Annotated in this window: 19 protein-coding genes; 7 read left to right on the forward strand and 12 right to left on the reverse strand. The window is 47.1% G+C overall.

Annotated elements, in window-relative coordinates; translation table 11 throughout:
* Positions 1-4 precede the first annotated feature (4 nt).
* Positions 5-3,073, forward strand: a complete 3,069-nt coding sequence (locus ACY2RR_RS10775; RefSeq protein WP_490108148.1) for a MexW/MexI family multidrug efflux RND transporter permease subunit — start codon at positions 5-7, stop codon at positions 3,071-3,073.
* A gap of 45 nt (positions 3,074-3,118) precedes the next feature.
* Here the strand turns inward: ACY2RR_RS10775 and ACY2RR_RS10780 are convergent, their stop codons facing one another.
* The 6 genes from ACY2RR_RS10780 to ACY2RR_RS10805 all read right to left on the reverse strand — a co-directional run bounded on the left by ACY2RR_RS10780 (position 3,119) and on the right by ACY2RR_RS10805 (position 9,838).
* Positions 3,119-4,609: a gamma-glutamyltransferase family protein gene (locus tag ACY2RR_RS10780; protein ID WP_490108149.1), complete on the reverse strand. Its 1,491-nt coding sequence runs from the start codon at positions 4,607-4,609 to the stop codon at positions 3,119-3,121.
* 17 nt (positions 4,610-4,626) lie between these two features.
* Positions 4,627-4,806: a hypothetical protein gene (locus tag ACY2RR_RS10785; RefSeq protein WP_490108150.1), complete on the reverse strand. Its 180-nt coding sequence runs from the start codon at positions 4,804-4,806 to the stop codon at positions 4,627-4,629.
* 238 nt (positions 4,807-5,044) lie between these two features.
* A complete protein-coding gene (locus ACY2RR_RS10790; RefSeq protein WP_490108151.1) occupies positions 5,045-6,787 on the reverse strand; it encodes a hypothetical protein in 1,743 nt (580 codons plus the stop codon).
* The gene (locus ACY2RR_RS10795) at positions 6,784-8,520 is read right to left on the reverse strand and encodes a hypothetical protein (protein WP_490108152.1); all 1,737 of its coding nucleotides are present in this window, start codon (positions 8,518-8,520) and stop codon (positions 6,784-6,786) included. The genes ACY2RR_RS10790 and ACY2RR_RS10795 overlap by 4 nt, the downstream gene beginning before the upstream one ends.
* 47 nt (positions 8,521-8,567) lie before the next feature.
* Complete coding sequence (locus tag ACY2RR_RS10800; protein WP_490108153.1) at positions 8,568-9,275, reverse strand: SGNH/GDSL hydrolase family protein; 708 nt, start codon at positions 9,273-9,275, stop codon at positions 8,568-8,570.
* Between the two features lie 92 nt (positions 9,276-9,367).
* Positions 9,368-9,838, reverse strand: coding sequence for a DUF3465 domain-containing protein (locus tag ACY2RR_RS10805; RefSeq protein WP_490108154.1), 471 nt, complete (start codon positions 9,836-9,838; stop codon positions 9,368-9,370).
* A 109-nt stretch (positions 9,839-9,947) separates the two neighbouring features.
* Between ACY2RR_RS10805 and ACY2RR_RS10810 the strand changes: the two genes are divergently transcribed.
* Together ACY2RR_RS10810 and ACY2RR_RS10815 are read left to right on the forward strand one after the other, a co-directional pair.
* A complete protein-coding gene (locus ACY2RR_RS10810; RefSeq protein ID WP_490108155.1) occupies positions 9,948-10,433 on the forward strand; it encodes a DUF4442 domain-containing protein in 486 nt (161 codons plus the stop codon).
* A 134-nt stretch (positions 10,434-10,567) separates the two neighbouring features.
* On the forward strand, positions 10,568-11,758 hold the full coding sequence (locus tag ACY2RR_RS10815; protein WP_490108156.1) for a pyridoxal-phosphate-dependent aminotransferase family protein: 1,191 nt from the start codon (positions 10,568-10,570) through the stop codon (positions 11,756-11,758).
* Here the strand turns inward: ACY2RR_RS10815 and ACY2RR_RS10820 are convergent, their stop codons facing one another.
* Positions 11,759-12,136 carry a GIY-YIG nuclease family protein gene (locus ACY2RR_RS10820; RefSeq protein ID WP_490108157.1) on the reverse strand — a complete coding sequence of 126 codons (378 nt, stop codon included), beginning with the start codon at positions 12,134-12,136 and terminating at the stop codon, positions 11,759-11,761.
* A gap of 56 nt (positions 12,137-12,192) precedes the next feature.
* Here ACY2RR_RS10820 and ACY2RR_RS10825 point away from each other — a divergent pair, with 56 nt between their 5' ends.
* Positions 12,193-12,813 carry a phytochelatin synthase family protein gene (locus ACY2RR_RS10825; protein ID WP_490108158.1) on the forward strand — a complete coding sequence of 207 codons (621 nt, stop codon included), beginning with the start codon at positions 12,193-12,195 and terminating at the stop codon, positions 12,811-12,813.
* A 107-nt stretch (positions 12,814-12,920) separates the two neighbouring features.
* A complete protein-coding gene (gene arfB, locus ACY2RR_RS10830) occupies positions 12,921-13,334 on the forward strand; it encodes an alternative ribosome rescue aminoacyl-tRNA hydrolase ArfB (protein ID WP_490108159.1) in 414 nt (137 codons plus the stop codon).
* Between the two features lie 207 nt (positions 13,335-13,541).
* Here arfB and radD read toward each other — a convergent pair whose 3' ends face one another.
* Entirely contained in the window at positions 13,542-15,314 is a 1,773-nt protein-coding gene (radD, locus tag ACY2RR_RS10835) for a DNA repair helicase RadD (RefSeq protein ID WP_490108160.1), read from the reverse strand.
* A gap of 77 nt (positions 15,315-15,391) precedes the next feature.
* Here radD and ACY2RR_RS10840 point away from each other — a divergent pair, with 77 nt between their 5' ends.
* Complete coding sequence (locus ACY2RR_RS10840; RefSeq protein ID WP_490108161.1) at positions 15,392-16,096, forward strand: pseudouridine synthase; 705 nt, start codon at positions 15,392-15,394, stop codon at positions 16,094-16,096.
* Positions 16,097-16,112: 16 nt separating this feature from the next.
* Here the strand turns inward: ACY2RR_RS10840 and ACY2RR_RS10845 are convergent, their stop codons facing one another.
* From ACY2RR_RS10845 to ACY2RR_RS10855, 3 genes are all read right to left on the reverse strand, one after another.
* Positions 16,113-18,125: a transglutaminase TgpA family protein gene (locus ACY2RR_RS10845; RefSeq protein ID WP_490108162.1), complete on the reverse strand. Its 2,013-nt coding sequence runs from the start codon at positions 18,123-18,125 to the stop codon at positions 16,113-16,115.
* Between the two features lie 64 nt (positions 18,126-18,189).
* The gene (locus ACY2RR_RS10850) at positions 18,190-19,149 is read right to left on the reverse strand and encodes a DUF58 domain-containing protein (protein WP_490108163.1); all 960 of its coding nucleotides are present in this window, start codon (positions 19,147-19,149) and stop codon (positions 18,190-18,192) included.
* The gene (locus tag ACY2RR_RS10855) at positions 19,146-20,048 is read right to left on the reverse strand and encodes an AAA family ATPase (RefSeq protein ID WP_490108164.1); all 903 of its coding nucleotides are present in this window, start codon (positions 20,046-20,048) and stop codon (positions 19,146-19,148) included. Before ACY2RR_RS10855 ends, ACY2RR_RS10850 begins: the two co-directional genes overlap by 4 nt.
* A 202-nt stretch (positions 20,049-20,250) precedes the next feature.
* Between ACY2RR_RS10855 and ACY2RR_RS10860 the strand changes: the two genes are divergently transcribed.
* Entirely contained in the window at positions 20,251-20,712 is a 462-nt protein-coding gene (locus ACY2RR_RS10860) for a pilin (protein WP_490108165.1), read from the forward strand.
* Between the two features lie 56 nt (positions 20,713-20,768).
* On the opposite strand, the gene ACY2RR_RS10865 is transcribed toward ACY2RR_RS10860, so the two are convergent.
* A complete protein-coding gene (locus tag ACY2RR_RS10865) occupies positions 20,769-23,018 on the reverse strand; it encodes a YgiQ family radical SAM protein (protein WP_490108166.1) in 2,250 nt (749 codons plus the stop codon).
* Positions 23,019-23,032: the final 14 nt, after the last annotated feature.

Genomic DNA, 23,032 nt, shown 5'->3' on the forward strand with positions numbered 1-23,032 from the left:
GCAGATGACATTTACTGATCTGTTTATACGCCGGCCGGTTCTGGCAACGGTTGTCAGCCTGCTGATTGTTCTGATTGGCCTGCAGGCTTTTCAGAAACTGCCGGTACGGGAATACCCTTCCCTTGAAGATGCTGTGGTGACGGTTACGACCTCTTATCCCGGTGCCAGTGCAGAGTTGATCCAGGGCTTTATTACCACTCCTGTGCAGCAGGCTATCGCCAGTGCCGAAGGTATTGATTACCTGAGTTCTTCAAGTAACCAAAACATTTCTACGGTTACAGCCCACCTGCGACTGGGTTACAGCGCTGATAAAGCACTAACGGAAATCATGTCCAAGGTGAACCAGGTTCGCAGTCAGCTTCCCGAAGAATCTGAAGACCCGGTGATTACCAAAGGTGACAACCGCGGCAGTGCCCTGCTCTATTTGAGTTTTTACAGCGACACCATGAGCAGCGAGCAGGTGACCGATTACCTGACTCGCGTTATCCAGCCACAGCTTTCCACTATTGAAGGCGTAGGTTCAGCGGAAATTCTGGGGGCAAAAACCTTTGCCATGAGGATCTGGCTTGACCCGATCCGCATGAGTGCCTTTGAGGTGACGGCAGCCGACATCAACAACGCTCTGTTAAGCAGTAACGTGCAATCGGCAGCTGGCCAAACCCGCGGTGAACTGGTTGTATCCAATATCAATGCTCAGACCGATCTTTCTACAGTTAAAGATTTCTCCCGCATTGTGGTGAAAACCACCGACGAAACCCTGATTCGCCTGGAAGATGTCGCGGATATCAAACTGGAAGCGGAAAACTTTGACAGCTTTGTTGCCTTTAACGGCAAGCCCTCTACCTATGTAGGTGTATCGGCAACACCATCCGCCAACCCGCTGGATGTTATTAAACGTGTTCGCACTCATTTGCCGGATATGAAAAGCCAGCTGCCAAGCGGCTTGAACGGCGACATTGTTTATGACGCGACCAAGTTCATTCAGGAATCTATCGATGAAGTTGTACAGACCCTGATAGAAGCAACATTGATCGTTATCGCTGTTGTTTTCCTGTTCCTCGGCTCCTGGCGCACAGTTATCATTCCTGTAGTGGCTATTCCACTGTCCATGATTGGCGTTCTGTTTGTTATGCAAATGATGGGGTACTCCATCAACCTGCTGACATTGCTGGCCATGGTTCTGGCCATTGGACTGGTTGTTGATGACGCCATTGTGGTGGTGGAGAACATTCACCGCCATATCGAGGAAGGCAAATCGCCTTTAGATGCTGCCCTTCTGGGAGCGAGGGAAATCGCGCTACCAGTAATTGCCATGACCATTACCCTGGCGGCTGTATATGCACCTATCGGGTTTATGGAAGGTTTGACCGGTGCTCTATTCCGGGAGTTTGCCTTTACCCTCGCCGGTTCTGTACTGGTGTCTGGAGTTGTAGCTTTAACACTCTCGCCAATGATGTGTTCAAAGCTGATGCAGCCAGCCAACAATGAGAGTGCTTTCACTCACTGGCTGGATAAAAAATTCAATGGTCTGAAGGATCGCTACAAAAACCGCTTAACCCGTTCGCTGGAAACAAGAACGGTCACTCTGGTTTTTGCACTGATTGTACTCGCCACCATTCCTCCTATGTTTATGGAATCAAAAAAGGAACTGGCACCAGCTGAAGACAGCGGACTGGTATTTATCATTTCCAAGTCTCCTCAGTACGCCAATATCGATTACATGAACAAATACACCGGCGAGATGGAAGAAATGTTCAGGAAATTCCCTGAATATCAGCAGTCTTTCCTGATCAATGGTGATGGCAGCCCCAATGTTGGCTTTGCCGGTATGGTACTGAAACCCTGGAGTGAACGTGAGCGCAGCGTATTTGAAGTTCAGAAGGAGCTGCAGAATAACTATCTGAGCCAGATAACAGGTATTAGCACCTTCTCCTTTATCATGCCTTCTCTGCCGGGTGCCGGTGGCGGTCTGCCGGTTGAGTTTATTCTCAACACCACCAGTGATTACAGTACCTTGGTTGATGTTGCCAATCAGCTGGTTGGTAAAGCTATGCAGTCTGGCATGTTTATGTTTGTGGAAAGCGAGCTGCGCTTTAACAAGCCAGAAACAGAGATTCTGATTGATCGGGATAAAGCCGCCATTCTTGGCGTCAGCATGAGCGATATCGGTACAACGCTGTCTACCATGCTGGGCAATGGTGACCTGAACCGCTTCAGTATTGATGGCCGCAGCTACAAGGTTATCCCTCAAGCCAATCAGGAATTCCGTCTGAATAAAGAGTGGCTGGGTCGTTACTATGTGCGTTCCCAGAGCGGTGAGCTGGTTCCTCTGTCGGCGATTATTACTCTGAAGAGTGAAACCCGTCCTAACCAGTTAACCCAGTTCCAGCAGCTGAATTCCACCAAAATCCAGGGAATGTTATTGCCAGGTGTCAGCCTGGGTGAAGCATTGAACTTCCTGCAGGAACAAACCAAAGAACTGGCTCCGGAAGGTTTTGGCACTGACTACGAAGGTACATCACGGCAATATATGAAGGAAGGCAACGCTTTGTTGTTCACCTTCGCAATTTCCATGGTGGTTATCTTCCTGGTACTGGCGGCACAGTTTGAAAGCTTCCGCGATCCTCTGGTGGTAATGCTTACCGTACCTATGTCCATTTGCGGTGCTTTGATTCCGCTGATGATGGGCATGCTGTTCCAGTTTGGTCTGGGAATTAATGTTTCCATGAATATTTATACCCAGATTGGCTTGGTAACCCTGATTGGTTTGATTTCCAAACACGGTATTCTGATTGTCGAGTTTGCCAACCAGCTTCAGGAGCAAGGGATGAGCATGAAGGATGCTATTCTCGAAGCTGCTGCTCTGCGTCTGCGACCAATCCTGATGACAACTGCCGCGACTGTTCTGGGCATTACGCCCCTGCTTTTGGCAACCGGTGCTGGTGCTGTGAGTCGTTTTAATATTGGTCTGGTTATTACCTCTGGTATGACCATCGGTACTTTGTTTACCCTGTTTGTGATTCCGGTAATGTATACCTACATTGCCCGTGATCATCAGAAGCAGAGCGCTTAACACTTCCATAAAAAATATTTCGCCATCCAACAGGATGGCGAAATATTAATAACCTTCCGCTTTACCGTCTTTCCGCTTCTCAGTGGCTCCGTAGTATCCCCCGGCTTTCTCATCAAACCAGATAGCCTGATAACCACCAAAGCCAAAATCACTCTTTTTCACTTTATGACCACGAAGCTTCAAGTCTTCTGCGGCTGCTTGAGGAAAATCAGGTTCAACCATGACCTTACCTCCGCCCTCTGTATAAGCATTATGTTTGTCTGTGGGTTCAGTAGAACCCTCATGCCGCCAGCGTGGATTATCGCCAGCCTGTTGCAGGTTCATTCCCAGATCAATGAGATTAACCAGAACCTGCACATGCCCCTGAGGCTGCATAGCACCACCCATCAAACCAAAACTCATCAGCGGTTTCCCGTCTTTGGTCATAAAGGCAGGGATAATTGTATGAAAAGGTCGCTTTCTCGACGCATACACATTGGCATGCTCAGGATCCATAGAGAATAACTGCCCACGATTCTGAAAGATAAACCCAAACCCCGGCACAACAACACCAGAGCCCATCCCCCGATAATTGCTTTGTATCAACGACACCATATTGCCTTCACTGTCGGCCGTTGTGAGATAAACAGTGTCCCCGTTGTAGAGATGAGGATTACCGGCATCAATGCGCTGAGCCGCATTATCACCAATAAGCTCTCTACGACTGCGGGCATAGTCTTTAGATAACAGTCCTTTTACAGGCAATTTACTGAAAGCCGTATCTGCATAAAAACGGGCACGATCTTCGAAGGCCAGTTTTTTCGCTTCAATCAAAAGGTGCAGAATCTCGCCACTGTTAGGCTCTATTGCACTGAGATCATAGCCTTCAAGAATATTCAGCATCTGCAGCACAGTAATGCCCTGACCATTAGGAGGCAGCTCCCAGATATCAAAGCCTCTGTAATTGGTTGAAACCGGCTCTACCCACTCCGAGCGAAATGCAGATAAATCTGAAAGCCGCAGGAATCCACCTTCTTTGCGCATAAACGCATCAATCTGTTTAGCAATACTGCCCTGGTAGAAAGCATCGCGGCCTTGATCGGCAATAAGCTGGTAAGTACGGGCAAGATCAGGATTTCTAAACATTTCTCCGGCTTTAGGAGCCTTACCATTAATGGTGAAGGTATCAACAAAAGAACCAGGCTGGCCTGTTAACCAGTACACACCCCACCCCCAATGTTTGGCAATCAGCGGACTAACCGGGAAACCTTTTTTGGCATAGTCAATCGCAGGAGCCAGAATGTCGGACATCGACATACTTCCAAACCGCTTGCGCAGCTCATACCAGCCATCCACCGTTCCCGGTACAGTAATGGGTAATATTCCGAAAGGAGGGATATCATCACGATTTAATCGCTTTAATTCGCTCTGCAGTTTCTGAAAACTGAGTTCTGAGGGAGCAGGGCCACTGGCATTAAGCCCATAAAGCTTCTGGTCTTTTGCGCTCCAGACAATTGCAAACAGATCTCCACCAATACCACTACCAGTTGGCTCCATAAGCCCTAAAGCTGCATTCACCGCAATCGCGGCATCAATGGGCCACCCTGCTTCAAAATATCCAACCCTATATCCACGGCAAGCGGCTCACTGGTAGCCACCATGCCATTGGGGGCAAAAACACGGGAAGGAATGGTTTTATAAATATCTAACGACTCTGCTCTACTCTCTGTAATTGATGGGGGTGACACAGTCATTAACAGGATTCCTATAACGCCACTCAAAAATTGAACACACGTCGTCCTGACAAACCCAATGCATCCATGCATGGTTATGTTCTCTATGAAGGTTTATAGAAAGATTAGAGCAGCCTCTTACTCCTGCCAGTCAGAGGCTGTTATGAACGCTCGCATTTGCGGCTGGTTTGGAGCGCAGCGGAAAACCAGTCCGCCAACATGCGCTTGTTAACTGTATGTATGGAAAAGACTTGCATGCTTAAGATTCTTCTGCCTCTTTACCACTTGCAGCTGCATGCTCTTTTCTTTGTTTGAAAATATCAATTATAAAATGCATTGGAACGGGTAGCCTGTAATGCCTGCAACCAGTTAAGATAATCGGCCAAAAAGAATATCTAAAAGCAGTCATCTCATAAACTTTATTTGACTGGTCACACTCACTAACCAACTGCTGAATCAATTCATCTGGCGCTTCGGTCACGCAAACATCAGATAACGTTGCACCATGTATTTTATCGAATCGGTAAAAGTGATCCTCAGAAGATTCATCAAGAAAATATACTTGAAAATTACAGTGTGATAAGAACTCTTCTTTAATTTTTTTAACTATCTCATATGGCTCTGAAAATCCCATAACTGCTGAAAAAGCAGATATGTAGGGGTATAATATTGAACCTTTAGTTACGCTCTTCTTATAATCTTCAGTTTTATCAACGGGGTGTTCTATTAATTCAGCGTAGCTTCGTATGGTTGTCGGGTATTTATCGCTGATCTTAAACATTTGATATATCTCCCGTGACATATTACTCAACCAGGAGTTGATATCACGCCAATGCTTATGGTCAAGAGAAAGGAACCAAAGAGCTAGTACTAAATCAATTGCTTGTTCATCTTTGTATGGTGTAAACAAAATAGGGTTGTTTACAATTAACTGCTTAATGCAATCTTGATATTTAGTTACTGCTTCTGAAAAAAATCTGCAAGCCTCTAAATTTTCATCACTAACTTGATCTAAATACCAATAAGACCAACAACCTGTAAGGGCTAGCCGGCCTAGAACATCAAACAACTTTAAGTTTACATCTGTGGCACAAGACGGTTTTACTGCATGTGATATAGCATACAAATTATTGCAATGAGGTATGATTTTTTCGCCAATGTATTGATTTGATACTTGTAGATTTAGCCTAAGAATTGAATCCAAAGTTGTCTGTGTTGAAACTGCTACCTTATTTTTTTTGCCAAACGCAAATTTCGCGGCTTCCCAAGCATTTAGCATTGTAAATTCTGCTGATAGGAATGCGCTCTCTAGATTATCCTCATCTCTGCACCATGAGTATAATATCCAAAGACATAAATATAATTGGCGGACACCTGTTAAAATATCTTTTGGCTTTTTGTCATCAGTACAAGTGAGGCTAATGGCAAGCTGACTAAAGTGTTTGAATGATACTTCTGGCTCGTCAATCATCGCCAGTGACTTGCGAAGTAAACCGCGACAATTACTGGGTAACAGTTCCTCTCGAAGCATGTGCTGCTCCACTAAATCAGCAAGCCTGTCGCCATTCCATTCAGAGAAGCTTAAGTTACCTGTTTTTAACTTGCCTAAAAACATACTTACGTTAGATCTTACTTCTTCTTTAACTTCACCACCAAAACATAAACAAATCTCAACAGGTTTATCTTTGTATTCTACTGGAATTCGAGTAGGAATAAACACATCGATTATTTCATTGATAGAAGGACGCAAGTCTTGTGGATTACCACTATCCCAATCCTTTCTGTCCAAATCCCCAGACTTCACTGAGAATAAGTATACAGTGCTTTCAGATTCACTAGTCAGCTTACCAAAAGCTGCAACATCTACTCCGAACTGTCTGCTGCCAACGCCAGGTTTTAAAAATACTTCCAACCCCATTTGTGACAGTAAGTCGGGCAATAATGCATCCAATTCGCCTCGCTCTTTCAAAGATGCCAAGTATTGTCTAATCACTAACTTCATGACGTACAACCCTCAGCTTTAAACTGCCAGATCATATTTTCTAAACCGTGTGGGTCGAGGTTATGCATTGATGCAAATTCAAATGATGTACTAATTTCACTAAGAGGGACTTCCTGACGAGTCTTTTGCTCACCATGATGTATATAGTGAATCGATTTATTCCCATATAGTAATACTGATTCATTCCCAGCAAACAAAGAGGTAAGGAACGATTTGCTTCTGGCCTTCTCCATAGACTCGCTCATTAATTTATTGTGATGCCTCCAGTACGTATGCCTATCCTGCTCACTAGGGCTTAATTCATTTATTTTTAAAGCCGCTTTCACTGATGCTTGATATTCTTCGTATTCAGACAAAACATCAGATGCTATCTGTTTGACCCTTTCTTCTTTTGACTCGTTCATTGTTTCCAAGTGGTCACGAATACTTTCAGGGTAACTCACACAAAGCGGGTGAAAAATGAGCTGCTGAATATCTTTTAATTCATCATCAGGAGCATCTAGTATCAACGACTCAACTAAGCTGATTGCTGTTTTAGGTTGAGTAAAGAACCACCCACAAGCTTTTCTCGCTAAAAATAGATGCACGCCTTTGCTTTCTTTAGTTACGTAGGAACCGTCAAAACTAATAGAAATACCTTTATCTGAATCCCGAAGAAGGTCAGAAGCATATTTGCCTAGCTTTACTTCTTTTGACAATAACCATCGTGTAAGCAATGAGGATAGATGAGTATCTCGGTAATTATGCAGCTCTCGAACAAAACTATCGAAATGCTTTATAGACAGTTTGTACCCGCTTAATTCAAAGAGTCGCTCTAAAAAAACAACACAATCATCGAAACTATCTCTTTTTAATATTCGCTCCAAAGCGTAATCAATATTATTAATAGTCCCTTGGTTTTTTGGTTTGGTATGACTACAAATCTTCAACAACTTTGGTTCAATACTTCCGCGTACTTTTTTCCCGTCATAAAATAATATCTCTGAAGCAGCATGAATATATCGATCATCTAAGTGATCTGAATGCGTGTTTAAAAAATCTAAGAACAGACTCTCTAAATCATTAGAGTGAGAAATAATTTCAAACATAGCTCTCATTGATGCCGCCAAAATCACATCCGTTGGTGAAGACACGGATGCTTTTTTGATAGCTACTGCAACTGGCTTCAATAGCATTTTGTCTTGGTAATTAATTCTGCCCAATGCAAAAATGGATCTTTGTACAATCAACTCGTTTTCATGAGCAAGCAGTTTAATCGCTTTATTAACGTATTGAACTTCATCATTGCTTGCCCCTGTTTCAATAGCAGTAGATAAATGGTCAAAGCCTTCATCAATATTATTTAAAGCGATATCAAATAAACCTTTGGGCCTATCTGCATCTTTTTTACAGAACTCTTTAAATTGGGGCAAAAGCATATATGCGGCCATATCTTGACCTGCTTCTAGCGTAAGATGTTTCACACAATCAGCAACGTCTTTTACCGGAGCATTAATATCCGGTAAAACCTCTTCGAAAACATGTCTTACTGAAAAGAAGTCATGATTTTCAGTTTTATTTTTAAAACTGGTGAATAACTCTACGAGATTTAATTTCTCTTCATTATGCAATTCAACCAAAGTGCTAGATAGAAGCTTTTCATCTTTTTTGTCTTGATAATAAATTCCTTGGATGAATTCAAAAAAGTTGCCACCCCTGTATGCTTGAATCAGTTTACCTTTTAGGTCATCCACGTCTGTTCATTCCTATATCGATACTCTTGGTATTCTTAACAGTTACATTAACTCGCAGTTTCAGAAACCAAAATTTCAGAAATTTTCTCAGCGATCCCCTCTCCCCACGCTTTATAACCATTGGCATTAGGGTGATAGCCATCTTCAGCCATCAAGTCACTGGCAGATTCAAAGTCCAGTTGCACATGAGTCCAATTCTGTTTGGCGCATTCTTTTTTCAGATAAAAATTCAACAGGCTGGAGCGCAAACCCAGTACCCAGCTTAAAGGTGCAGGCAGAAGTGGAAACTTATGCATGGGAGGGATCGCAGTGAAAAACACCTGCGTGTTGCTATCAGCAAACTTGCGAACACAGGCATTAATATTCTTTAACCATCGGCTTTTGCTGGAAAGCTTCGTGGTATCGTTGACCCCAAAGGTCACTATCAGAATATCAGGATGGTTGATGACTGAATGGAAAGAGAGGGAGTCAGAAACTGTTGCTCCGTTCAGCCCCAGCACCTGCCAGTCAAACTCCGAGCCTGTCTGTTTTTCCAAAGAACCGACAATACTGGCTGTCAGTCCATCTTCGATCCTTTCCGCTCCAACCCCCGCTACAGTACTTTCGCCGATATGCAGCAGAGAGCGCCCTCCAGTTCCCAAATTTTCTCTCGTGCCAGAAGCTTCAGGTAATCGCAGGGCATTGCGCTTGGCATAACGAGCCTGAAATAAAACAAGAAAAAGCGTGCAAACAGTGATGAGGAAGAGGAGGAGCATATTAATAGAATATCTGGATCTGTTTAGTTCTTATTGTGCTTCACAGTGTACAACTATCCGAACCTCAAAATAACTCCCCTATGAACAGGAGCTTATTTATAAGTAACTCCATCATGCACCAACCAGCCATCTTCATGGCGGCCACGTGGATCATGATGAGTCCAGTGAATGACACCGCCTTTCTTATTCCATTCATACTCACCGTAAAACTCAACCTGATCACCAACCTTCAGAGAAGGAATACGTGGCGCAAGATCGATATTATGGGCGACCAGAATCGTTTGCCCGGGCGCTAATCGAAGAATAAAGCGCTGGTGCCTGCGGCCTTTTAAGTCATCAGGCAAAACCTTAATCACCTTACCTGAACCGCCAACCTGCACATGGCTTTGCTTTCTCTCAAAAGCTTTTGCGAGCGTCAGATCACTTGCTGAATAGTTGGAATCAAAAGATTTTTCTGAAGCCTGTAAAGCCTGAAGGTTGCTCTGCAGGTACCCGAAAATCCCCACACCCATCAGGCAAACAACCAGAAGCTTCTTGAATTTAGACATCAGTAAATTGGCCACAGTGACACACCTCCCCAAGCGACAAACAGTTGCCCTACCATGTAACCAAAGGTAACCTGCGCCCGCAAAGCATAACAATCATAAGTAATAACAATTCCGAGGAGTTCCCATGGCCAATCGCATGAGCCGCGCCGTTAACATGCTCAACAAAGCCCCTGAAGGCATGCGGGTATGGCTGGTCAGCAAATTGCTGGGTAAAGCAGTAAAGCTGGTAGGAACAACCAAAATCCGTATTGAAGAACTGACCGGAAGCAGTAGCACTATTGTTATTCGCAACCTGAAGCGCAACCAGAATCATATTGGCAGTGTACACGCCTGTGGTATGGCGCTGGCAGCCGAGTCTGCGACGGGTCTGATGGTGGGCATGAATGTACCAGACAGTCGTGTGCCAGTTATCAAAAGCATGAATGTGCAGTTTGTGAAGCGTTCTGCTGGCGATATCACCGCCAAAGCCTGGCTCACCGAAGAGCAGACCAAAATGATCCGTGATACGGAAAAAGGTGAACTCGTTGTTCCCTGCACCGTAACTGATGCCAACAATGTTGAACCCATCAAAGTGGAAATGATTTGGGCCTGGACACCTAAACGTCGCTAGGTTCTGTTGATGTAAAGCTTTATTCCTGCCGCAGGTGCCTAATCTGCGGCTGGCAGTCCTCCCGCCTCAACGTTATGATCGTGATTCCGGCAAATGTCCTTTCGGCATAAATCCAATCAACAGCCCGAGCACACATGACCAGTATCACTCCGCCATCTGTTACATCGCTGCACAAAATTTTGCCTGACGAACCTCTCCTGTTGATGGGAGCGGGCCCTGTTCCCGTACCTCCAAGAGTGGCGGCGGCAAACTCGATGGTTATCAACCATCTTGGCAGCACCATGGCGAAAGTACTGGAGCAGGTGAAAGTCATGGCTCGCTATGTGTTCCAGACTAACTGCGGGCATTTGATGGGTGTGGCTGGCCCCGGTTCAGCCGCTATGGAAATGGCCATTACCAATCTGGTTTGGCCCGGCTCCAACGTTCTGAGTATTACCAATGGTTTTTTCAGCACCCGTTTAGGGGAAATGGCAGAACGGGTTGGTGCTGATGTTACAGAATACAAGGTTCCGGAGTGTGAAGGCGTTGATCCGGATGAAATCAAAAAAGTTCTGCAATCCGGTAGTTTTGATGTCATCACTCTGGTTCAGGGCGAAACTTCCCATACCGTCTGGAATAAAGAGCTTAAGGAAATCTGCACTCTTGCCCATGAACATGGCGCATTAGTGGTTGTGGATGCAGTCTGCACTCTCAGCACCATGGCGCTGGAAATGGACGAATGGGGTGTGGATGCCATTATTACCGGCGGCCAGAAAGGTTTATCTTCAATTCCCGGCGTCTCCCTGATTGCCTTCTCAGATAAAGCCTGGGAACGTATTGAAAGCCGTGACTGTCCTATGCCCCACTGGTGTCTTGATGCCCGGCTGGCAGTACAGTTCTGGAATGAAAAGGGTTATCACTACACCGCCCCGGTATCCGGCCTTCTAGCTCTCCATGAAGCTTTGCACTTGATCTGTGAAGAAAGTCTTGAAGGAAGAATCCTGCGCCATAAACGCTGTTCAAGAGCCCTGCAAAATGCCATTGAAGCTATGGGACTGAGCCTTTATGTACCGGAACCAGCTCGCCTTCCTTCTGTAATCGGAATAAACCTGCCTGACGGCATTATTGGCAAGGAACTGCTGGAGCATATATCCGCTGTGCATCGGGTTGAGATTGCCGGCTCATTTGGCCCCAATATTGTTCGTATTGGTCAGATGGGAGAGCAGTGCCGCTCTCATCATCTGTTCCGAACCGTTCACGCCCTAGGTTCCAGCATGCAGTCCTTGGGAGCCAAAATGGATGTGCCTGCCGGTGTGGCGGAGCTGGAACGGTCCCTCAACCAGTAATCAGTCCAAATCTAAAACAACATCCTTCAAAGATACCTTGCCAGCCACCAGTTGTTCTTTGGTGGCTTTTGGCTGTTTCTTTAACCGGTATTCCGCTTTTAATGCATGGGAGCGGTTATCAACTTTTTCTGAAAAAACCAGCACCAGCGGCCCGCGCCCCCGTAAATAGCGGGCAGCCTTGCCCTTACCAAACTGATGTTCAGCGAAGCGTCGCTCAACATCAGTCGTAATCCCACAGTAGAGGCTGTTGTCTTTACAACGAATAAGATATAGAAACCAGTGATTCATCAGCTCGCAAATTCTTGAATTCTGCTTGGAAATGTACAGATTGCGCTGCTTAACGCCAAGAGCTATCTCCGGCATACGACCAATGTCCAAGAGAAATATCCGGCTCAACCTTTTAAGGTGAAGATCGCGTGTGAGGAGGGAAGCCCGTGATCGTAAAATTCACCAGTCATATGGGAGTGCAGCTTCTTCGAAGTACCGAGTCCGTCAACTGGGCTTTGGTCGAATCCTTTGTGCCCCAGGAAAACCCCTTCTACTGCGCGATTGCCTGCCTAAAAACTATTCTTACGGCAGAAAACTCAGAGAACAACGGCTTTATCACCTGTGATGATATTTTCACTGAAGAGGTAGAAAGTGTCAGAACCCGGGATCAGGTGGTTGGCAAATGTCAGAATCAATCACCAGCCGGTATGGATATTGAGGAATTTCATCAAGTGGCTGAGAAACTGTTTGGTTCGGTGAATATGACGTCAGCTGATCAGCTGCATTGTCACACTCTCGTCGATCAGCTCACTGCATGTTTTGATGATTATTACTGGGTATTTAACTTTCACGGTTCAGTTCTCAACAAAACAACCCATGGGCATTATGCACTGGCTGCAGCCTGGCACCCGCAGACGTGCAGGGTTCTTCTGATAGACCCTGCACGCCACAAAACACCCTGGTTCTGGGTTGACATTCAGGATTTGATTAAAGCCATGCAGGTGTCACGCCCTCACTTAGATACAGGCCGTGGTTATCTCTCAATCAGGAAAAACACGCTTCACTAACTTCTCCCCCAAAGCCTGCTCCGGCCATTTGCTTTAATTCTCAACATGAATCACAGATAATGCCGCACCCTGCTCTCCGAGGCAGGTTAATCACCAAGGACATAACAATGTTAAGGATATCGACTCACGTCTCCATCCCGGATGACGAAATAGAAATCACCGCGATTCGCGCTCAGGGCTCTGGAGGCCAGAACGTTAATAAGGTGTCCAGTGCGATCCATTTGCGTTTTGATATCAATTATTCATCACTGCCGGATTTTTACAAATCCCGCCTGCTGAAGCTGTCAGACAGCCGCATCAGTAAAGATGGCATTATTGTGATCAAAGCCCAGAGGTTTCGCACTCAGGAGAAAAACCGTAATGATGCACTGGAGCGACTGGCTGAGCTGGTTTATTCCGTCACCAAAGTGCAAAAAAAGCGGGTAGCGACAAAGCCGACAAAGGCCTCAAAGGAAAGGCGGCTGAAAGGCAAAGCCAAGCGAAGCAATGTAAAATCAATGAGAGGGCGGGTTTATGATTAATTCAAACGTGATAACAACATTTATAAACAAACCGGGGGCCTGTCCCACCAAGCCCCCGGTTCTTCGGATAAATTGAGTCGTGGCATCCGATGGCTATAGGTTACGGATTAGCCAGATTGGTCACTATGGGGAATAAACGTCAATATCCCTGTACTCTCTGAACTTACCCTTCCTTAACAACCATTAGCACTCTCACATAACCAACGGTCAACCGGCTTCCACTGCCGTACGATAAGCGCCTTCATAGTCAAAAATCTTATCTCTTATACTCCAACCCCGTTTCTCTTTTGCAGCAATTACGAAGTCCGGCTTACGGAATTTTTTGCTTTGGGCCACAACATCTTCCGGAGTACGGGCACGAAAGGCTTCTCCACGGTTAATCTGGTGAAGTTTGCCAAAATGATGGTAGAACGCCCCCTGCTGGGCAGGTGTTTCCAGTCGGAAATATTCGGTTACTTCTAAACCTTCCTCATCAAAGTACGCAACCCGAATACGTGACTGCCCCGCTTTATCCTTATCAACCTTCATATCCATCCACGAACATCGCAACACCGTCACATTGCGTAGATTCAAAGCATCTTTCAGTTTGTCATCCGGGTCAGCCAGAACATTGCCACAGTCGTGACAGCGGCGGGCGGCAATATCATTTTCCGCATTGCATTGTTTGCATTCTTTGAAGCGAAAACGGAAATCACAGCGTTCCCGCTCACCATCAAGGGAATCAATATAACCCTGGCAACGACGGCCATAATGCTCAACAAGATCACCCTCACTATCGACAACACCCCAAAAACTGTTCTGGCAACCACATACAGGGCAATCCACATCCACGGGCACACTATTGGAATTGGGGCGGGGTTCACCAATTTCCGGACTGAAGATATTGTAACTATTGCCCGCGAAATCCATGACCAGACAATCATCCTTGCCTTCAGCAAGACGAAGCCCCCGGCCAACTATCTGCTGATACAGGCTTACGGATTCTGTTGGCCGAAGAATGGCAATTACATCAACATGGGGGGCATCAAAGCCGGTGGTAAGCACCGAGACATTCACCAGATATTTGATCGTTTTCTGCTTGAACTGCGCAATCAGCTTATCCCGTTCAGCACCGGGTGTATCTCCAATAATCAGTGCAGACTCCGCCTCTGGGAGATAACCCAATATCTCTTTGGCATGATCTACCGTAGAAGCAAAAATCATCACGCCCTGGCGATCTTCTGATTCTTTTATCACCTGAGCCATTATCGCCGCCGTTGCCCTGCCCTCACCTTTTAACAAAAGGTTCAAATCTGCTTCTGGATAATGTCCGTTGCGGTTAGTAACTCGGCTGAAGTCATACCAGGTCACCGGCGCATCAATCATTTTGGGCGGCGTAAGAAACTGGTTATCGATCATGTAAGACAGTGGCAGTTCAAACACACAGTCAGTAAAAAAGCGCTCTTCTTCGGTTCGTACTTTTTTCTGCTGTTCCGGCTGGGAGAAATAGTTATAAAGCCAGCCCATACCTAAACGATAAGGTGTGGCAGTCAGCCCCAGAACTTTCAAATTAGGATTCAGCTTACGAAGATGATTGATAACCTTGTGATAGCTGCTTGTTTTCTCGAGAGAAATACGGTGGCATTCATCAGCGACCAGCAATGTAAAACTGCTGTCGTTAAATTCAGACAGGTTGCGAACAACAGACTGCACACTGCCAAACACCACCTGCTCACTGGCTTCTTTACGCCCAAGCCCAGCGCTGAAAATAGATGCTTTCAGATCATAGCTTTCGTATTTACTGTGATTCTGTTCCACCAGTTCTTTGACATGGGTGAGAACCAGAACCCGGCCACGAGCTATACGGCCAAGCTCACTGATCACCAGACTTTTACCAGCGCCGGTAGGCAAAACAACAACAGCAGGATCACTGGTTTTGCGGAAATGCTGGATCACACTTCGGACGGCGTCTTTCTGATAAGGGCGAAGCTGGAATGACATAAAGGACTTAAATTCATACAATATCTGCCGGATAGAATATCCCTACCTCCTTTAAGAACACCAGTAATTTACTTTTCATGGCCCTGAACCGTAGCCGTCTCGACCGTTTTCTGAGCTCCACACTCAATATCAGCCGCCGCGATACTCGCATTCTGTTCGCCCAGAGGCGTATTCAGGTTGATGAAAAAATAGCGTTGGATGGCAATCAGCAAATCGACCGGTTTTCACAGATCTCCTTTGACGGAAAAATCCTGCAGGACAACAAGCCCCGCTACCTGATGCTTCATAAACCTGTAGGCGTAGTCAGTGCAACCCGTGACACCGAACATAAAACAGTACTGGAACTTCTTAACGAACCAGAAGACAGCGATCTACATATTGCCGGGCGACTGGATCTAAATACCTCAGGATTACTGCTGCTGACAAACGACAGTCGCTGGTCATCACGGTTAACAGCACCTGATCATAAGGTGGAAAAACGTTATCGGGTCACCCTGCAAAAGCCACTCAATGACTCTTATGCGGAAGCCTTCAATCAAGGCATGCACTTTGAGTTTGAAAACCTGACCACTCGCCCGGCAGGTTTTAAACAGCTGTCGTTATTTGTGGCAGAAGTGACACTTCAGGAAGGCCGATATCACCAGATCAAGCGCATGTTTGGGCGATTTCGAAACCAAGTACTGGCTCTGCACCGGGTTTCGGTTGGCAATATTCAACTCTGCCCAACACTTGCCCCCGGCCAGTACCGGGAACTGACACCCGATGAAATAAACAACGTTTAGCTCATCGGGCTCATTCCTAAGTCAATACCGCCTTTCTGAGTTTACCAAGGTCACCAGACTGTTCAGCCCCATAAACCAACCGGATATACAGAGAAGTCACCTGCATCGCCTTTCGTCCTAATTCCGGTTTCTCCCGCATAATACGGCGGGCATAATCTTCAGGCCCTTCTCCCGGGTTTCTGGGAATACCTTTACGAGCCATCCGTTTGCAGAACTTACGATAATAACGTTCTGTTGGTGCCATTCGCTGCTTCCAGGGCTTTATCAGCATCACGGCAGTCACAACCATGACCACCAGTACACTGATAATCAACAACCGCATCAACACCATCAAAGTGTCCTGCCCTGGAAACAGTTTTTTGAACAACCCTTTCTGGCTGTTCTCATCGTAAGAAAGAACCATACGCTGCCACTGGTATTCCAGATTTTCGTACTTCAAACGCAGTGTATTCACCCAGGAAATATTCCGATAACGAATCGGGGAAAAGATAGCGCCTTCAAGGAAGGAACCTTCCATCGCCACAGCAGATTCCAGGCCTTCTTCTATGCGGTTTGGCGCAACGGCTGCTGTTGGATCAACTCTTTCCCAACCATAACCGGGCTGCCAGAACTCTACCCAGGCGTGGGCATCAAACTGTCGCACCTGAATAATCTTGCCGTCCTTCAGCTCACCGCCCTGATAACCGGCCACAACACGGGCTGGTATGCCAGCGGCGCGCAACAGGAATGTGAGTGCGCCAGCGTAATGGGCACAAAAACCACGTTTGGTATCAAACAGGAATCTGTCTATACGGTTGCCATCCAGCAGAGGCGGGCGAAGGGTGTAGTAATACTGCTGGAACCGGAAGCGATAAAGAATATCCTCAATAAAGCCGGAAACATTATCACCATGACGCTGCTTTAACTCTTGAGCCAATGCACGGCTGCGCTCATTACCTTTTTTAGGCAGCTGCAAGCTTGCCTTTTTCAGCCAGTAAGGAAGTTCACGGTCAAACCCTTCCAACTGCCCGGAGCGCATACGATATTGCTTGAGAAGATCGACGTTATCTTTTGCCAGTAATCGCCAGTCTCTGGTTAAACCCGCACCTTCAAAAGTTTCTGTCGCCGATCCCAAAACTGGCAGCCAAGGCCGCCCACTGGGCTCAAGAATAATGTCGTAGTCATAAACAACCGACTCTTCATCTTCTCCGGGAACAGGCCAGTAAGGCTCAGTGGGATACCAACTCACTAACTTATTCGGATCAACACCTATGCCAATCCAGTCATCACTGTCTCCCTGGAACCAACGTCGACCATCAAAAAAGTGCATGACAACGGCACGCCAATAGCGTTCATCAGGTGTCGGAACGGCTCCAGTAAAGGTTGCCCGAAAGGCCAATTCCGCTGATTGGCTTAAGCGGGCTATATCTCCGGGAGCCATCTCATCAGACAATCCGGTCTTGGTGCTGTTATCCGGAAGAGGAACAATCCATAAAGGAGGAATACGGGGTACCAGTACAAAAAGAAGAACCATCAAAGGTAATGACTGAAGTGTCATCACCAAGCCGGTTTTTAATACAGGAAAAACTGCTGTTTTTTCTGAAGATTGGTGCAAACCTACAAGGGATGAAACCAGCATAACCAGACAGGTCAGCAAATACACCGTCATTGGTATCGACTGAGAAAACAGCAGGCCGGTAACCGCAACAAAAAATCCGAGAAAACAAAGCAATAACGCATCCCGTCGGCTGCGCATCTCCAGAAGTTTTAAGGTATAAGCAGAAACAAGAGTCGCCGCGCCGGCCTCCAGCCCCAGCAAGGTGCCGTAGTGCATAGCGATCATCACAAGCGCCGCAATAACCAACGCCGTTCGAATCACCCATCCCGGATTTCTGCCCCTTGAGCGCAATAGTGTCAATCGCCAGATAACGGCCAGAGCCGCCAGCGCCATTATTCCCGGCGGCAGCAAAGGCACCAGAGGCAGGCTCACCATAACCAGAATAATAACCAGACTAAAACTTGCCGCTCTGGTTACCGGCTTGGGTGGCATTGTACTTTTCTTCTTACCAAACATATTCAACGTTTTGGTTACTTATTATTTAAAGGGCTGGTAGTTAGTGATAAAGCGCAAGAGCATCCAGGCATCTGTGGGCATGGCTGGTCCCCTGCCCCGGCTCAATGGTTTGCCCACCTAACTTGAGCCCCCAGATTTGAGTACCATTCCCCAATTGAACACACTGGCTGGCCAACCAACTCAGCCTTTCTTCCATATCCCGTCCGGGCGCTTCATCATAATTCAGCCACAAATCTTCACCGGCCAGACCATGAAATTGCCTAACTAACAATTCATCACTGCGGGCCAGAGCTTTCCAGTCAACTTGGGCAGCAGAGTCAGTCGGATTAAACGCACGAAACCCGGCAAAATCATCCATACCGTCGGGAACAATTCTGTGGCCGTCTTCTCCAAAACCAGTCGAATCTACACTTTCAACAGTTTGCAGTCGTGGCCAGACCAGTGTTCTCTGATCAAGATCTACCCAGCTCCAGGCACGAAAAAGCCCAAGAGGATAAATCGTTTCAATTCTTAACCGGGAAGGTGATAACCAGCCTCTCTTGGAAGCCGGGTAACTGACCGTGGTCTCCACCTCTTCCCCTAGAGGATCAACCCTTACTAAACCTTCATCAGGTTGAGAATCATCGGGCCAGCCAATCATCACTCCCTGTTGCTGTCGCCCTTCTTCACCACGGCAGGCAATATGAAATCCTGCCAGCTGGTCTGCATGAACAGAATCCGCTTTTCGAGCTGTCAGGGTTATGCCGGCAAGGTTGCGCCAGGTTTGCCACAGAGCCACCTGAAACAATGCGACCATAAAGAAAGAGACACCAAAACTCAGGCTGTTGCGATAATTTACCCCCGCCAGAAATACCAGAACGGCGACGATAAGAAAGCTGTATCCAGCCTTTGTAGGAAGAATGAAAAGGCTTTTCTGATTCAATGTGACCGAACGAGCTGGAGGAATACGCCGATTAAGCCATTTCTTCCAGCGAGCCTGCTGTTGTTTGATTACACTCATCGGGCATCGGTCACATCAACTTCCATAAGCAGAGCTTTAACTGCCCCGCCTCTGCGACTTTGCAGCCTGTGCTCTGCTACCGCTGGGAAAATAGCCTGCACATCTTCTGGCAATACATAATCCCTGCCAGACATAAATGCCCAAGCCTTGGACGCGGCCAATAGAGCAAGAGAAGCTCGCGGGGACAAGCCACAGACAAAACGATCACCTTCACGGGTCGCAGCAACCAGCCGTTGAATATAATCCAGTAACCGCTCACGAGCCTGAACCTGCTGAACCTTATTTTGAAGTTCAACCAACTGCTCGGTATTAATAACAGCCTTCACTTTATCCATAACCGCCCGGCCCGTTTCACCACTGAGCATGGCTCGCTCTGCCGCGGGGTCTGGATATCCCATCTGAATACGCATCAAAAAACGATCAAGCTGGGATTCCGGCAATGGGAAGGTGCCAGATTGAGTAATCGGGTTACGGGTGGCAATAACAAAGAATGGCTCAGGTAGTGGTCGAGATTCACCTTCTACAGACACCTGCCCTTCTTCCATTGCTTCCAGCAAAGCACTCTGAGTACGGGGCGTTGCCCGATTAATTTCATCGGCCAGCAACAATTGGGTAAAGACCGGGCCGGGCTGGAAACGAAACACGGATTCGTTTCTATCAAAGATAGAAACCCCAAGAATGTCTGCCGGCAACAGATCACTGGTGAACTGAACACGCTGCCAATCCAGGCCTGTGACTTTGGCTAGTCCCTGAGCCAATGTTGTCTTTCCCATACCGGGAACATCTTCAATTAACAGGTGGCCACGAGCCAGCAAACAGCACAGAGCCAGTCGCAGTTGTTGATCCTTACCACTGATAGCCTGGGCAAGGGAGGAAATAGACTGATCAATCAGAGACATAAATTGGAATTTCTTGTTATCCGTTGGCTTATAAATTTGATTGTAGTGAGCATCCTTAAAGAAACTCAACCATCTGTTTTGATTTCTGCCTGAGGGGTTTACGAAAAAACACGGAGTATGGATTCAAGACACTGGCTTTAACACCTATAAAACTAAGTGATTGCTATGCTCAAAGCAGTGAGTAAAAAACACGGTTACACGGATGAAACTTCACTCAAGCCAGCGATCCGGCTTTACCCTTATCGAGTTGATGATCGTAGTCGCCATCATAGGCATCATCGTGGCCTTTGCGATTCCTCAGTATCAAAACTTCACCGCCAGATCCAAATTTGTGGAAATCTACAATCTGGCATCTGCCTACAAGCTTGAAGTTAATGAATACTTTGCGGTGAATGGCACACCACCGCCGAACAGAGTTGAAGATCCGGGCACGGATTATCTGCGCCGGGTTTCCCTCTACAAAGGAAGTACGGGGAGCTATCGAATTATTCTCTTTCCAACCAACTTCTATAACGGCTGGCACAATGAGCAGGCATTGCTTTTTGTTGGGGAATTTTATGAGGGAGGAGATGCGCAATGGACCTGTTGCCAGCATCCAACGACACGGGTGATTCCTTCTGAAGTCATGCCAACCCAGTGCCATAACACCTGCCCCGGATTTTAATTCTTCAGTTATTGGTCTGTGAGAGGGACGGCTATAGGTCCGCCCCTCTCTTGATATTACCCCTTTTTCCGAACCGCATTTTTTGATGAGGAAGGCTTACGGTTTTTCACCCCGCCTTTTCCAGCCGGCCGGCTATCCCACTGACCGCCACGCGCTTTCTGATAAGGCTTACCAGCGGCTTTCTTTGCAGGTGGCCGGTTGCCCTGACGGCCCGGAGTATGACGTCCTTTGCGCTCAGCAGGTGGTACCAGCTGGTGTTCGCCATGACCGATCAGATCCGTCCGCCCCATTTCTGTCAGTCTCTGACGCAACAGATCAAAGTTCTTCTCGTCATGATGACGCAGGAAAGCTTTGTGAATCCGGCGCTGGCTGTATTCCCGTGGAATATAGAGACGATCGCCCTTATAACTGAGCTTCTTCAAAGGGTTCCGACCAGAGTGATACATGGCCGTTGCCAGACTCATGGGTGATGGGTAGAAGGTCTGAACCTGATCCACCCGGAAGCCGTTCTTCTTCAGCCACAGGCCAAGGTTCATCATATCTTCATCGGTCGTACCCGGGTGAGCAGCGATAAAGTAAGGAATCAGGTACTGTTTCTTACCGGCTTCCTTTGAGAACTTCTCGAACATTTTCTTGAAGTTGTCGTAAGTACCCATGCCCGGTTTCATCATCAGGTCGAGAGTATTCTTCTCGGTATGTTCCGGAGCAATTTTCAGGTAGCCACCAACATGATGGGTTACCAGCTCTTTCACATATTCCGGATCTTCCACAGCCAGGTCGTAACGCAGACCGGAAGCAATAGCGATCTTCTTAATACCCGGCACTTTACGGGCGGCACGGTAAAGTTCAGTTGTTGGTTTGTGCGACGTTTCCAGATTTTTACAGATACCAGGGAACACGCAGGACAAACGACGGCAATTGGCCTGAATTTCAGCAGACTTACAGTTCAGGAAATACATATTGGCGGTTGGGCCACCAAGATCGGAAATTTGACCGGTAAAGCCTGGAACCTTTTCCCGAATATCTTCCAGCTCCTGCAGCACGGACTCTTGAGAACGGCTTTGAATCACCCGTCCTTCGTGCTCGGTAATACTGCAGAACGTACAGCCCCCAAAACACCCACGCATAATATTCACGGAGGTTTTGATCATATCGTAGGCCGGAATCTTCGCGTCACCATAAGCAGGATGAGGTCGGCGCTGATAATTCAGAGCAAATACACCATCAATCTCCGGAGTTTCCAGAGGAATTGGAGGCGGGTTCACCCATACTTCACGGTTGCCATGACGCTGCACCAGCACCCGGGCATTGTGAGGATTGGCTTCCTGATGAAGAACCCGGGAAGCGTGGGCATACAATGCTGGATCTCTGTTGACCTTTTCAAACGATGGCAGGCGGATGCAGGTATTTTCATCGAGTTCCGCTTTGCGATGCATCGGCAGAGGAATAATGCGAACCGACTGAACATCGTCTTCAGCTTCGGATTTTTTCTTGTCGCACTCACTCTCTTCTTTCCACTCGTAAGGGCTGCCACCGTAGGCTTCTTCGAGGGAACCAATATCCCGGGGCCAGTCAATACGAGAGGAATCAATTTCAGTCCAGCCTTCAGGCGTAGAAGGCTTCATGACTACCGTGCCACGAATATCATCAATTTTGTCAATCTGCTCGCCGTTAGAAATGCGGTGAGCCAATTCAGCCATAGCCCTCTCAGCATTTCCGTAGATCAGCATATCAGCGCCGGAGTCCACCAGAACAGAGCGGCGTACTTCGTTGGTCCAGTAATCATACTGAGCGATTCGACGAAGACTTGCCTCAATACCACCAATATAAATAGGTACATCTTTGTAAGCCTGACGACAGCGCTGGCTGTAAACCGTTACCGCACGGTCAGGACGTTTGCCCGGCTCACCGTGAGGTGTGTAGGCATCGTCACTGCGAACCTTCAGGTCAGCGGTGTAACGGTTGATCATGGAATCCATGTTGCCCGCAGCTACGCCAAAGAACAGGTTTGGCTTGCCCAGCTTCATAAAGTCATCGGGGCTGGTCCAGTCTGGTTGAGCAATAATTCCCACACGAAATCCCTGGGATTCCATAAACCGGCCAACCACAGCCATACCGAAGCTGGGATGATCCACATAGGCATCGCCGGTCACAATAATAATGTCGCAGGAGTCCCAGCCCAGCTCATCCATCTCTGCACGAGACATTGGGAGAAAAGGAGCCGTGCCATAACACTCCGCCCAGTATTTGGGATAAGAGAACAGATCTGGAGCCTGTACTGGCATGCGCTGGGTGGCTTTTGTCATTGGAACTCAGGTCA

Source organism: Parendozoicomonas sp. 2304DJ65-17 (genome assembly GCF_058148445.1).

Excerpts from the sequence above, each read along its gene's own strand:
- ACY2RR_RS10775 (WP_490108148.1), top strand. The coding sequence starts at position 5 with ATGACATTTACTGATCTGTTTATACGCCGGCCGGTTCTGGCAACGGTT.
- ACY2RR_RS10780 (WP_490108149.1), bottom strand. The coding sequence starts at position 4,609 with ATGGAGCCAACTGGTAGTGGTATTGGTGGAGATCTGTTTGCAATTGTC.
- ACY2RR_RS10785 (WP_490108150.1), bottom strand. The coding sequence starts at position 4,806 with ATGACTGTGTCACCCCCATCAATTACAGAGAGTAGAGCAGAGTCGTTA.
- ACY2RR_RS10790 (WP_490108151.1), bottom strand. The coding sequence starts at position 6,787 with ATGAAGTTAGTGATTAGACAATACTTGGCATCTTTGAAAGAGCGAGGC.
- ACY2RR_RS10800 (WP_490108153.1), bottom strand. The coding sequence starts at position 9,275 with ATGCTCCTCCTCTTCCTCATCACTGTTTGCACGCTTTTTCTTGTTTTA.
- ACY2RR_RS10810 (WP_490108155.1), top strand. The coding sequence starts at position 9,948 with ATGGCCAATCGCATGAGCCGCGCCGTTAACATGCTCAACAAAGCCCCT.
- ACY2RR_RS10815 (WP_490108156.1), top strand. The coding sequence starts at position 10,568 with ATGACCAGTATCACTCCGCCATCTGTTACATCGCTGCACAAAATTTTG.
- arfB (WP_490108159.1), top strand. The coding sequence starts at position 12,921 with ATGTTAAGGATATCGACTCACGTCTCCATCCCGGATGACGAAATAGAA.
- radD (WP_490108160.1), bottom strand. The coding sequence starts at position 15,314 with ATGTCATTCCAGCTTCGCCCTTATCAGAAAGACGCCGTCCGAAGTGTG.
- ACY2RR_RS10840 (WP_490108161.1), top strand. The coding sequence starts at position 15,392 with ATGGCCCTGAACCGTAGCCGTCTCGACCGTTTTCTGAGCTCCACACTC.
- ACY2RR_RS10845 (WP_490108162.1), bottom strand. The coding sequence starts at position 18,125 with ATGCCACCCAAGCCGGTAACCAGAGCGGCAAGTTTTAGTCTGGTTATT.
- ACY2RR_RS10850 (WP_490108163.1), bottom strand. The coding sequence starts at position 19,149 with ATGAGTGTAATCAAACAACAGCAGGCTCGCTGGAAGAAATGGCTTAAT.
- ACY2RR_RS10855 (WP_490108164.1), bottom strand. The coding sequence starts at position 20,048 with ATGTCTCTGATTGATCAGTCTATTTCCTCCCTTGCCCAGGCTATCAGT.
- ACY2RR_RS10860 (WP_490108165.1), top strand. The coding sequence starts at position 20,251 with ATGAAACTTCACTCAAGCCAGCGATCCGGCTTTACCCTTATCGAGTTG.
- ACY2RR_RS10865 (WP_490108166.1), bottom strand. The coding sequence starts at position 23,018 with ATGACAAAAGCCACCCAGCGCATGCCAGTACAGGCTCCAGATCTGTTC.